This window comes from Streptomyces sp. P1-3, from assembly GCF_050613155.1.
Classification (GTDB): Bacteria; Actinomycetota; Actinomycetes; order Streptomycetales; family Streptomycetaceae; genus Streptomyces.
Map to the genome: position 1 here is coordinate 1,852,089 of NZ_CP192512.1, position 12,051 is coordinate 1,864,139.

The 12,051-nt window shown below is 70.9% G+C and carries 8 protein-coding genes; 2 read left to right on the forward strand and 6 right to left on the reverse strand.

From position 1 onward, the window contains the following. Positions 1-5 precede the first annotated feature (5 nt). Entirely contained in the window at positions 6-2,132 is a 2,127-nt protein-coding gene (locus ACQUSR_RS07625) for a DNA gyrase/topoisomerase IV subunit B (protein WP_431041794.1), read from the reverse strand. Positions 2,133-2,572: 440 nt separating this feature from the next. Between ACQUSR_RS07625 and ACQUSR_RS07630 the strand changes: the two genes are divergently transcribed. Further along, positions 2,573-2,803, forward strand: coding sequence for a DUF7455 domain-containing protein (locus ACQUSR_RS07630; RefSeq protein WP_431041795.1), 231 nt, complete (start codon positions 2,573-2,575; stop codon positions 2,801-2,803). Positions 2,804-2,951: 148 nt separating this feature from the next. Here the strand turns inward: ACQUSR_RS07630 and ACQUSR_RS07635 are convergent, their stop codons facing one another. From ACQUSR_RS07635 to ACQUSR_RS07655, 5 genes are all read right to left on the reverse strand, one after another. Continuing rightward, entirely contained in the window at positions 2,952-3,794 is an 843-nt protein-coding gene (locus tag ACQUSR_RS07635; protein WP_431041796.1) for a S1 family peptidase, read from the reverse strand. Positions 3,795-3,974: 180 nt separating this feature from the next. Continuing rightward, a complete protein-coding gene (locus ACQUSR_RS07640) occupies positions 3,975-5,522 on the reverse strand; it encodes an RNA polymerase sigma factor (RefSeq protein ID WP_431041797.1) in 1,548 nt (515 codons plus the stop codon). Positions 5,523-5,865: 343 nt separating this feature from the next. Further along, the gene (locus ACQUSR_RS07645; protein WP_431041798.1) at positions 5,866-6,753 is read right to left on the reverse strand and encodes a FadR/GntR family transcriptional regulator; all 888 of its coding nucleotides are present in this window, start codon (positions 6,751-6,753) and stop codon (positions 5,866-5,868) included. 262 nt (positions 6,754-7,015) lie between these two features. Continuing rightward, positions 7,016-7,777 (reverse strand): NUDIX hydrolase, encoded by a 762-nt coding sequence (locus tag ACQUSR_RS07650; RefSeq protein ID WP_431041799.1) that lies wholly within the window; start codon positions 7,775-7,777, stop codon positions 7,016-7,018. A gap of 159 nt (positions 7,778-7,936) precedes the next feature. Then, the gene (locus ACQUSR_RS07655; protein ID WP_431041800.1) at positions 7,937-9,733 is read right to left on the reverse strand and encodes a DUF4192 family protein; all 1,797 of its coding nucleotides are present in this window, start codon (positions 9,731-9,733) and stop codon (positions 7,937-7,939) included. Positions 9,734-9,846: 113 nt separating this feature from the next. Between ACQUSR_RS07655 and ACQUSR_RS07660 the strand changes: the two genes are divergently transcribed. Further along, complete coding sequence (locus tag ACQUSR_RS07660; RefSeq protein ID WP_431041801.1) at positions 9,847-12,030, forward strand: DEAD/DEAH box helicase; 2,184 nt, start codon at positions 9,847-9,849, stop codon at positions 12,028-12,030. Positions 12,031-12,051: the final 21 nt, after the last annotated feature.

The following is a 12,051-nucleotide window of genomic DNA, read 5'->3' on the forward strand; positions in this document are numbered from 1 at the left end:
CTTCGTCAGGCGTCGATCCGCGACCGGTCCAAGGTGGCCGCGGAGTTCGTGATGAACTCCTTGCGGGGCGCGACCTCATTGCCCATCAGCAGGTCGAAGGCCTGCTCGGCGGCCTCCAGATCGCTGATGTTGATCCGCCGCAGGGTGCGGTGGCGCGGGTCCATGGTGGTCTCGGCCAGCTGGTCGGCGTCCATCTCGCCGAGGCCCTTGTAGCGCTGGATGCTGTCCTTGAAGCGGACGTTCCTGCGCTGGAGGTCCAGCAGGGTCTCCTGGAGCTCGCCGTCGGAGTAGGTGTAGACGTACTTGTCCTGCCCCTTGCGGGGATTGATCAGCTCGATGCGGTGCAGCGGCGGCACGGCCGAGAAGACCCGTCCCTGCTCGACCATCGGCCGCATGTAGCGCTGGAAGAGGGTCAGCAGCAGGCACCGGATGTGCGCGCCGTCGACATCGGCGTCGGCGAGGAAGATGACCTTGCCGTAGCGCGCCTGGTCGATGTCGAAGGTCCGGCCCGACCCGGCCCCTATGACCTGGATGATGGCCCCGCACTCGGCGTTCTTGAGCATGTCCGAGACTGAGGACTTCTGCACGTTGAGGATCTTGCCGCGGATCGGCAGCAGCGCCTGGAACTCGGAGTTCCGCGCGAGCTTGGCGGTGCCGAGCGCCGAGTCGCCCTCGACGATGAACAGCTCGCTGCGGTCCACGTCGTCGCTGCGGCAGTCGGCGAGCTTGGCGGGCAGCGACGAGGATTCCAGAGCGGTCTTGCGCCGCTGCGCCTCCTTGTGCTGGCGGGCCGCGATCCGCGTGCGGGCGGCGGCCACGACCTTCTCCAGCACCGCCCGCGCCTGCTGCTTGGCGTCCCTCTTGGTGGAGGTCAGGAAAGTCTTGAGCTCCTTGGCGACCACGTTCGCGACGATCCGGGAGGCGGCCGAAGTGCCCAGCACCTCCTTGGTCTGGCCCTCGAACTGCGGCTCGGCCAGCCGGACGGTGACGACGGCGGTCAGGCCCTCCATCGCGTCGTCCTTGACCACGTCGTCCTCGGCGACCCGGAGCAGCTTGGTGGAGCGCAGCACCTCGTTGACCGTCTTGGCGACGGCCCGCTCGAAGCCGGCGACGTGGGTGCCGCCCTTGGGCGTGGCGATGATGTTGACGAAGGACTTGACCGTGGCGTCGTAGCCGGTGCCCCAGCGCAGCGCGATGTCGACGCCGAGTTCCCGGGTGACCTCGGTGGGCGTCATGTGGCCGCGGTCGTCCAGAACCGGGACGGTCTCCTTGAACGTGCCCTGCCCGGTGAGCCGCAGCACGTCGCAGACGGCCTTGTCCTGGGCCAGGTAGTCGCAGAACTCGCTGATCCCGCCGTCGTAGCGGAAGGTCTGCTCGACGGGCCCCTCCTCTGCCCCCTTTTCGCCTCTCTCGTCCCGTACGACGATGGTGAGGCCGGGCACCAGGAAGGCGGTCTGGCGGGCGCGCGCATGCAGCGTCTCCAGGGAGAGCTTGGCGTCCTTGAGGAAGATCTGCCGGTCGGCCCAGTACCGGACCCGGGTGCCGGTGCGGGTCTTGGGCACCCGCTTGCCCTTGAGCAGCCCGTTCGCCGGGTCGAAGGGCGCGTCCGGACCGGACTCGGTGAAGATGCCGGGGACGCCGCGCCGGAAGCTGATCGAGTGGGTCTTGCCGTCGCGGTCCACCTCGACGTCGAGACGGGCGGACAGGGCGTTGACGACGGACGCGCCGACGCCGTGCAGACCGCCGGAGGCGGCGTACGAGCCGCCGCCGAACTTGCCGCCGGCATGCAGCTTGGTCATCACGACCTCGACGCCGGACAGACCGGTCTTGGGCTCGACGTCGACCGGGATGCCGCGGCCGTTGTCGCGGACCTCCACCGAGCCGTCCTCGTGCAGGACGACGTCGATGCGGTCGCAGTAGCCGCCGAGCGCCTCGTCGACGGAGTTGTCGATGATCTCCCAGAGGCAGTGCATCAGGCCGCGGCTGTCGGTCGAGCCGATGTACATGCCGGGGCGCTTGCGCACCGCCTCGAGCCCTTCGAGGACGAGCAGGTGCCGCGCGGTGTAGTTGGATCCGCCCCGGTCTGCTCCGGTCAGCAGCGCAGTGGACGGCACGGACGTGTCGGCGGTCACGCGGTTCGCTCCTCGCTGAATTTCTGGATGGCCCTACTCCGGGCACGATGTGGCTGGGTCGCCGGTGAGAGCGTACCGAGGCCTGATAGAGCCTCTGTGCCGCCACCCATAAGAACGTCCATGCTAGTCGAGATCTTCCCCACTTCGCTCACACGTTCGAGCCCCCGGAGGGGGTGCCACAAACATCACGTTCCTTTTCAGGCATGAACCATTTAGGCTCCGGGCACGTCCTCATGCACAACCGGCAACCCGGCCGGGAGGACAAGACCGACAAGCGACGCGAAACCGTAAACCAAGGCAATACGGCTCATTCGCCGCCAACCGTCAGCACCCGTCCACTCGGAAGAAACTTTCGAGGAAAAGCCGCGAGCGGGAACGTTTTCGGCCTGGTTGGATGTTGACCCTGGTACGACAGCTCGTCGAGCTAGAGAAGAGGCGACGTGACTACTGTTCTGACCCCCGCGAGCCCGCTGACGGCCGCCGACCGCTGCGACCGCTGCGGCGCCCAGGCCTACCTGCGCGTCGTCCTGACGAGCGGCGGCGAGCTGCTCTTCTGCGCCCATCACGGACGTAAGTTCGAGCCGGAACTCAAGAAGATCGCCGCCGAGATACAGGACGAGACGGAGCGGCTCACCACCGCCCCGGCGTCCACGTCCGACGACGAACGCTGACACATCGCGTCAACGACGAGCGGGACCGGCTCCGGCCGGAACACGGGCGGCTGCCCCCGGAAGCGGGGCGGCCGCCCGTCCTCGTGCCCCGAGGACCGCAGCCCCGATGCGCTCCAGGGCCCCGTTCAGGCGCTGCCGCGCCGGCGGCTCAGCGGTGTGCGGCGATCATCGGCGCCGCCGCCGAGATCCGCGTATAGACCCCGGGACTGCCCGCTTGGCCGCAGCCGCTGCCCCAGGACACCAGACCGATCAGACGCCCCTGGGCGACCAGCGGCCCCCCGCTGTCGCCTTGGCAGGCGTCGTGGCCGCCCGACGGCCGCCCGGCGCACACCATCGACTTCCCGTCGTAGACGCCCTCCGCCCCCTCCACACCCCTGGGATAGGCCTGGCGGCACATGGCGTCGTCCAGCACCTGCACCTCCGCGGCCCGCAGCGTCGAGGAGTAGGCCCCGGTGCCGGCCGTGTCACCCCAGCCGTAGACCGCGGCCGGGGTGCCCGGCCCGTAGGCGCTGTCGCCGCGGTACGCCATCGGCACCACCGAGCCCTTCGGCACCGGACTGTCGACCGTGAGCACCGCCACGTCCCCGGAGTTGGTCTCGGGGGTGTAGCCGGGATTGACCCACACCTTCCGTACGCGCAGCTCCTGCCCGCTGTTCCCGTCCAGGTCGCCCCGGCCGACCACGACCCGCAGGTCCCGCACTTCGCTCCACGGCACGCCGAGCACCCCACGACCCATGCAGTGTGCCGCGGTGAGCACCGTCGTCCGGGAGACCGCGACGCCACCGCAGAACTGACCGGACCGCTCGGCCCCGAACCGGCTGTGGCTGGCGAGCGCCACCGTCCACGGCGCGTCGGCGATACGCACCGGATGCCCGCCGACCACGACCCGCCCCGCGAGGGCCGTGGGAGCCGGAGCGGCGACCAGCAGCGCTAAGGCGCCGGTGAGAGCCGCGACAGGGGCCGCGGCGAGCGAACGGCGCCGAATGCGCATACTGTCTCCTGACCGATCGGAGCGACGTGCACACCTAGCGTCACCCAGTGCGGTCGCTTCCGCATCCGGAAGCCGAGAGAAGGCAAGCAGCACGAAGGCCGGGTCCCCCACAGGGGACCCGGCCTTCGAACGGCCTGGCGCCGACCGTTCGCCCACGCGGGGCAACGGCCGACAGATCGATCAGTCCAGGTAGTCGCGGAGAACCTGGGAGCGGGACGGGTGGCGCAGCTTCGACATGGTCTTCGACTCGATCTGACGGATGCGCTCGCGCGTCACGCCGTAGACCTTGCCGATCTCGTCCAGCGTCTTCGGCTGGCCGTCGGTGAGACCGAAGCGCATGGAGACCACGCCCGCCTCACGCTCGGAGAGGGTGTCCAGCACCGAGTGCAGCTGCTCCTGCAGAAGCGTGAAGCTCACCGCGTCGGCGGGCACGACGGCCTCGGAGTCCTCGATGAGGTCACCGAACTCGCTGTCGCCGTCCTCGCCCAGCGGCGTGTGCAGGGAGATCGGCTCGCGACCGTACTTCTGGACCTCGATGACCTTCTCCGGGGTCATGTCGAGCTCCTTGGCCAGCTCCTCCGGAGTGGGCTCGCGGCCCAGGTCCTGGAGCATCTGGCGCTGGACACGGGCGAGCTTGTTGATGACCTCGACCATGTGCACCGGGATACGGATGGTGCGGGCCTGGTCGGCCATGGCGCGGGTGATCGCCTGACGGATCCACCAGGTGGCGTACGTGGAGAACTTGTAGCCCTTGGTGTAGTCGAACTTCTCGACCGCGCGGATCAGACCGAGGTTGCCCTCCTGGATCAGGTCCAGGAAGAGCATGCCGCGGCCGGTGTAGCGCTTGGCCAGCGAGACCACCAGCCGGAGGTTGGCCTCCAGCAGGTGGTTCTTGGCGCGGCGGCCGTCCTCGGCGATGATCTCCAGCTCGCGCTTCAGCTTGGGGGCGAGCTTGTCGGAGTTGGCGAGCTTGTCCTCGGCGAACAGGCCGGCCTCGATGCGCTTGGCGAGCTCGACCTCCTGCTCGGCGTTGAGCAGCGGGACCTTACCGATCTGCTTGAGGTAGTCCTTGACCGGGTCGGCGGTGGCGCCGGCCGCGGCGACCTGCTGCGCCGGGGCGTCGTCCTCGTCCTCGTCGGAGAGCACGAAGCCCTGACTCTCGCCCTCGCCCTCGCCCTCGGTGCCCGGCTTGCCGGGGCCCGCGGTCTCCTCGATCAGCTCCTCGCCCTCGAGCAGCTCGTCGGCGTCCTTCTTGGAGGCGGTCTTCTTGGCCGTGGTCTTCTTCGCGACGGTCTTCTTCGCCGTCGCCTTCTTGGCCGTGGCCTTCTTCGCGGCGGCCTTCTTCGCAGGCGCTGCCGTGGCGTCGTCATCCACGTCGGCACCGGCCCCGGCCGGGGCTTCGGCGGCCTTCTTGGTGGTGACCGTCTTGGCCGTCACGGTCTTGGTGGCGGTGCGCTTCGCCGGACTCTTCGCTGCGACGCTCTTGCGGGTGCGCTTGGGCGCCTCTGCGGCACTGACCATCAGCGTCACACCCTCCTCGTCGAGGATCTGGTTGAGGCTGCGCAGAACGTTCTTCCACTGGGTTGGCGGAATCTGGTCAGCCTCGAAGGCCCGACGCACGTCATCGCCGGCGATCTGCCCATCAGCCTTTCCCCGCTCGATGAGCGCCATGACAGACTCGGACTCGGCGATCTCCGGCGGGAGCGTACGGGATGTGCTGGCCGACACGAACAACCTCTCGGAATGATGGGGAACGGCTTCCGGCCCCGCCCACGAAGGACCGGAGCCGACGACCACCGGCAAGGGATGAACCGGTGGCGCGAGCGGCAGTGCAGGGGACTACAGCGTCATGAGCGACGCCTGTATTCCCTCCGCGGCTACCACCTCTTTAGTCATCGCACTGCTTCAAAGAGCGTTACGCCCAATCCTCGTGGCCCGAGTCACACCACAAAGCAGCACGAATGCCGATAGAAGCGGACAGATCACAGTGCGTCGCCGAATCTACGGAGCCAGTCTCCGAAGATCCGGCGACGCCACCCCGTGTTCATGTCCGTTCCGCGTGGCCGACGGGTCAGTGCTCGCGCGGTGCTGGCACCACGCGCTCGACCTCAGGGTGGACGGTGAGCAGTTGACGCATCGCGGCCTCGGCCGCCGCGGCGTCGCCCGAACCGACGGCCTCGACGATGCGGCGGTGGTGTCCGACTCCGGCCTCGGTCGGCCGGTCGCAGCCGGTGACCGGCCCTCCGGAGACATGGAGGGCGGAGGCGACGATGCCGGCGAGGTGCTCCAGCATGCGGTTGCCCGCGACCTGGAGGAGCAGGGTGTGGAACTCGGTGTCGGCCCGGGAGAAGGTGAGGGCGTCCCCCTGCGCCAGCGCGTGCCCCATGATCTCGACCATGTCGGCGAGCCGCTGCTGGACCTCCTCACGGCCGTGCCCGGCGGCGAGGCGGGCGGCCAGCGGTTCGATCGTCCAGCGCAGCTCGCACAGCTCGCGGCGCTGGTCGTCGCGCTGCGGACCGAACGCCCGCCATTCGATGATGTCGGGGTCCAGCAGATTCCAGTCGCTGACCGGGCGGACCCGGGTGCCGACGTTGGGCCGCGCGCTGACCAGGCCCTTGGCCTCCAGCACACGGAGCGATTCACGGACGACGGTCCGGGAGACCTCGAAGCGCTGGCCGATCTCCTCGGGTACGAGCGGACGATCGGCACCCAGGTCACCGGAGACGATCATCTGGCCCAGCTGCTGGACGAGTTGGCCGTGCAGGCCGCGGCCTCGATTGCCGGCGGCACGCCGCCCCACGCGGCCGATCTCCGCGTCGGCGCCGTCCCAGGAGGGGGCGCTGCCGCGGTCGGCGCCGGGGGCGTCGGGGTAGGAGTAGCGGTCTAGCTCGCCCGGGCCGGCGAGGCCGGATTCGGCTGGGCGAGCCGCGGTCATCGTGGTGTGCGCAAGGGTACTCACGCATCCTTTGTCGGCGACACCTCCGAGACCCTTAGGGTCTTTGGTGAAAAGCACACGAAAGGGTGATCGCGCATTACCTCACAATTGACGCCCAACCGGACAGAAATCGCCACGCTGCGGGGAGTTGCAGGCACGCCGGGCAACAGATGCCCGGACCGCGAGGCCCTTCGCGCCCCGGCGGCTCGCGGCCAGCGGCACAGGTCACCACACTAACTCGATATATCCGTATTTCCTGTTGAGCATAGGTCTTACTGAAGGTGTGTCAGACCTCGGGGCGCAGCATCGGAGGGTTGAGCAGCGTCGCGCCTCCGGCCCGGAACAGCTGGGCCGGGCGGCCACCCTGACGGGTCGTCGTCCCTCCGGTCGGCACCAGGAAGCCCGGGGTTCCGGTCACCTTGCGGTGGAAGTTACGCGGGTCCAGGGCCACTCCCCACACCGCCTCGTAGACCCGGCGGAGCTCGCCCACGGTGAACTCCCGCGGGCAGAACGCCGTGGCCAGCGACGAGTACTCGATCTTCGAACGGGCGCGTTCGACGCCGTCCGCCAGGATGCGGGCATGATCGAAGGCCAGCGGATCGGCCGCCTCTCCGTCTCGGCTGAACGCCCCGTCCTGGTCAAGGAGCGACTCCACCGGCGCCCAGCGCACGCTGTGCGCGTCACCGCCGGGGCGCGGTGCGGGCAGGTCCGGGGCGAGTGCCAGATGCGCGACGCTGACGACACGCATGCGGGGGTCGCGCTTGGGGTCGCCATAGGTCGCGAGCTGCTCCAGGTGGGCGGCGTTCGGTGGCACCGGGAGGGAAGGACCATGGGCGAGGAGTCCCGTCTCCTCCGCGAGCTCTCTCGCGGCGGCCGCCGCGAGATCCTCGTCGGCCCGCACGAATCCACCGGGCAGTGCCCACCGTCCTTGGAAGGGCGGCTCACCGCGGCGGACGGCCAGCGCGCACAGCGCGTGTCGCCGCACTGTGAGCACGACCAGATCGACGGTGACGGCAAAGGGCGGGAAGGCCGACGGGTCGTAGGGCATGAAGTGATCATAGTCGTCTGCCTGACGATAAACAGGCTCTTGTCCATGACGGGCCAAGTGCGTGGGACCGCTCCCGCGCGGCCGTCCCAGCCCGGCCACCCGACGGGGCCAGGACCAAGCAGTGCCCGTCTAGACCCGTCCGCTGCCGGCGGGTGCCGGTCACCGACGACCGCCGGTCCCTCGGCGCCCCGCCCGGCGCCGCGTCCGCGGCCTGGCTTCGGGTCGACGCCCATCACGACCGCCGCGCGGGCCCCCCGGTCCGCAGGGCGTCGGCCGCCCGGACCGGGCCGCCCGCCCCCCGCGCCCGCGTGCGGTCCTGCGCCCGGCTCCGGCACCCGCATCTGATCCAGCCGCCTCGTCCGGTGCCTCACAGCCGCCGGTGGCCACACCGGAAGCGCCCGAGGCATCGAGGCTGTCCGCGGAGACCCCGGTGGAGACATCGGTTACGTCGATGGAGGCACCCGGTGCGTCGGCGGGGCCACCGGCCGCTGGGTTGGTCACGGAGTCGGCGGCATACGCGTCCGACACTTCGGGACTGACGACAGAGTCGGCGGCGTGCGCATCCGGCGCCTCGGGGCCGGTCGCGGAGTCGGCGGCGGAGGTAACGGACGCCTCGGGGCCGGTCGCGGAGTCGGCGGCGGAGGTAACGGACGCCTCGGGGCTGGTCGCGGAGTCGTCCGCGTACGCACCCGACACCTCGGCGCCCGTCGCGGAGTCGGTGGCGGAGGAATCAGACGCCTCACAGCTGCTCGCCGGGACGTCGGCGTCCGGTGTGGATGCCCTGGCGAATCCGCGCGCCAGCTCCTCGTGGACAGCGGAGTGGACCGCCTGATCCGCGCGTGCCCGCCGCAGACACCGCCGCAGCGGCTCGGGGTCGAGTCCCTCGTTGCACGCCTCGTGCAGCAGCTTGGCGAACAGGTAGTCGGGATCGGCACGCAGGGCCCGGCCGAGCGCGACCCTGGCCGAAGGCTCGTCCCCCGACGACCAGGCAACCCAGCCGGCGAGGGTGAGCGGCACGGCGGCGTGCTCGCCGTAGATGCCGACACAGCGCCTGGCCAGTGCTCGCCAGAGCCTCAGCGCCGGTTCCGCGTCCGTGCCCTCCATCCATTCGGCCGCCCGGTCGCGCGTGACCCGGTCCTGCAGCCCGATGATCGCGGTCGCCGCCTCACCCGGGTCGAGGAGACGGTCGTCGTGGATGTCGGCGGCGACCGTGTCGGCGATCGGCACGGCCGCGCGGAACTGCTCCAGCATCCGCCCCAGCAGCGCGAGCGTCTCCTCCCGCACGGCGGCGGAGTCGGAGTCTCCCAGGATGCGGGGCAGCAGCGCGGCTCCCGCCGTCTCCAGCGCTTCTTCCTGTTCCGCGGCCCGCGGTGCGGCGAGCGGGGCGAGACGGGCCTCCATCTCCCGTAGCGAGCCGCGCACCCTGATCCCCGCGTACGCCGCCGCGGCGGCCATCACCGACGTCCCGGGGATGCCCAGCGGTGTGCCCTCCGCCGGGCAGCAGCGCTGGTCGGGGCAGCAGTACGACCAAAAGCGGCCGCCGGAGACGCACAGGGCCTCGAAGACCGGCACCTCGTGCCTCCCGCAGGCCGTGCGCAGGAGCTGGGCCAGCGGCCGCAGCCGTTCCATCACGTCCTGCCCGGACTCGCCCGTGGCCGGGTCCTGGCGCAGGAAGACGATGATGCCGTCGGGCCTTGATCCGCGCCGCTCGCTCCCGGTCACCAGGCAGTCGGCGAGTTGGTCGCTGACCTCGGGCCAGTCTTCCCGGGCTTCGGGGATGCCCAGCCTGAGCCGCCCGCCGAAGCGGCCCTCCGGGCCGTGCAGGGCGACCAGGACGATGCTGTCGTCCGGGTGGAACCCGACCAAGTACGGCAGGGCGTCGGCGAGTTCGGCCGGGCTGCGGAGTGTGACCTGCTCGTGGTCGGACGGGCTCGTGAACGCGTCGTGTTTCGTCATGGCCAGAAGGTCTCGTGATCAAGCCGATCTCGCCACCCCTGTGGAAAAACGTTTATCCACAGGCTCGCGGAGCTCGCTCGCGCGATGTCGGTGCCATCGGGTTGCATGGGGGCATGAGCAACGAAGATCTGCGCGCCTCCGCCGACCGCGTCCTCGCCCGCCTCGTGGGGGACGCCACCGGTGCCGCCCGGCTCCGGGAAGACCAGTGGCGTGCCGTGGAAGCGCTGGTCGCCGAGCGCCGCCGGGCCCTGGTCGTACAGCGCACCGGCTGGGGCAAGTCCGCGGTGTACTTCGTCGCCACCGCCCTGCTGCGCGAGCGGGGCAGCGGCCCCACGGTGATCGTCTCACCGCTGCTGGCGCTGATGCGCAACCAGGTGGACGCCGCCGCGCGGGCCGGTATCCACGCGCGCACGATCAACTCCGCCAACCCCGAGGAGTGGGACACCATCCAGGCCGAGGTGGCCGCGGGCGAGGTGGACGTGCTGCTGGTCAGCCCCGAGCGGCTGAACAACCCCGACTTCCGCGACCAGGTGCTGCCCAAGCTCGCCGCCGCCACCGGGCTGCTGGTCGTCGACGAGGCCCACTGCATCTCCGACTGGGGCCATGACTTCCGGCCGGACTACCGCAGGCTGCGCACCATGCTCGCCGACCTGCCGCCCGGGGTTCCGGTGCTCGCGACGACCGCGACCGCCAACGCCCGGGTCACCGCCGACGTCGCCGACCAGCTGGGCACCGGCGGGCGCGAGACGAGCGGCGACGCCTCCGTTTCGGCGCTCGTCCTGCGCGGGGCGCTGGAGCGCGAGAGTCTGAGCCTGTCGGTGCTCCGGCTGCCCGACGCCGCGCACCGCCTCGCCTGGCTCGCCGACCATCTCGACGCGCTGCCGGGCTCCGGAATCGTGTACACGCTCACGGTCGCCGCGGCCGAGGAGGTCACCACCTATCTACGGCGGTGCGGCCACACCGTCTCCTCATACACGGGACGGACGGAGAACGCCGACCGGCAGCAGGCGGAGGAGGATCTGCTCACCAACCGCGTCAAGGCGCTCATCGCCACCTCGGCACTCGGGATGGGCTTCGACAAGCCGGACCTCGGCTTCGTTGTGCACCTGGGGTCGCCGGCCTCCCCCATCGCCTACTACCAGCAGGTCGGCCGTGCCGGGCGCGGCGTGGAGCACGCCGAGGTGCTGCTGCTGCCCGGCCGTGAGGACGAGGCGATCTGGCAGTACTTCGCCTCGCTCGCCTTCCCGTCCGAGGAGCAGGTGCGCCGGACCCTCGACGTCCTGGCGGCATCCGACCGGCCGGTGTCGCTGCCCGCTCTCGAACCACGGGTCGATCTGCGCCGGTCACGTCTGGAGATCATGCTCAAGGTGCTCGACGTGGACGGGGCGGTGCGCCGGGAACGCGGCGGCTGGACCGCGACGGGCCGGCCCTGGGCCTATGACGCGCAGCGATATGCCTGGGTGGCGCGGCAGCGGGAGCTGGAGCAGCAGGCCATGCGGGACTACACGACCACGACCGGGTGCCGGATGGAGTTCCTGCGGCGGCAGCTGGACGACGAGGCGGCGGCGCCCTGCGGGCGCTGCGACAACTGCGCGGGGGCCCGCTTCACCGCCGAGGTGTCGGCCGCGGCCCTGGACGCGGCCCACGGCGAGCTGGGCCGTCCGGGCGTCGAGGTGGAGCCGCGCCGGATGTGGCCCACGGGGCTGCCGGCCGTGGGGGTCGACCTCAAGGGCCGTATCCCGGCTGGTGAGCAGGCCGCTCCCGGCCGGGCCCTGGGGCGGCTCTCCGACATCGGCTGGGGCAACCGGCTGCGTCCGCTGCTCTCCGCTCAGGCGCCGGACGGCCCGGTGCCGGACGATGTCGCGGACGCCGTCGTGACCGTGCTCGCGGACTGGGCGAAGGGCCCCGGTGGCTGGGCCTCGGGCGCCCCCGACGCTCCGGCCCGCCCGGTCGGCGTGGTCACGCTCGACTCGTACAGGCGGCCGCGGCTGATCCGGTCGCTCGGCGAACGGATCGCGTCCATCGGCAGGATGCCGCTGCTGGGCACGGTCACGTACGCGGACGGCGAGCGGGGCGCACCGGTTTCCCGGAGCAACAGCGCGCAGCGGGTCCGGGCGCTGCACGGGGCGCTGACCGTGCCGCCCGCTCTGGGCACCGCGCTCGCCCAGGCGGCCGGACCGGTCCTGCTGGTGGATGATCTGGCCGATTCGGGGTGGACGTTGGCGGTCGCTGCCCGGCTCCTCCGCCGGGCCGGAGCCGGGGAGGTGTTTCCGCTGGTCCTGGCCGTGCAAGCATGACCGCAACAGTGCGCCGAGGTG

Excerpts from the sequence above, each read along its gene's own strand:
- ACQUSR_RS07635 (WP_431041796.1), bottom strand. The coding sequence starts at position 3,794 with ATGCGCATTCGGCGCCGTTCGCTCGCCGCGGCCCCTGTCGCGGCTCTC.
- ACQUSR_RS07650 (WP_431041799.1), bottom strand. The coding sequence starts at position 7,777 with ATGCCCTACGACCCGTCGGCCTTCCCGCCCTTTGCCGTCACCGTCGAT.
- ACQUSR_RS07655 (WP_431041800.1), bottom strand. The coding sequence starts at position 9,733 with ATGACGAAACACGACGCGTTCACGAGCCCGTCCGACCACGAGCAGGTC.
- ACQUSR_RS07660 (WP_431041801.1), top strand. The coding sequence starts at position 9,847 with ATGAGCAACGAAGATCTGCGCGCCTCCGCCGACCGCGTCCTCGCCCGC.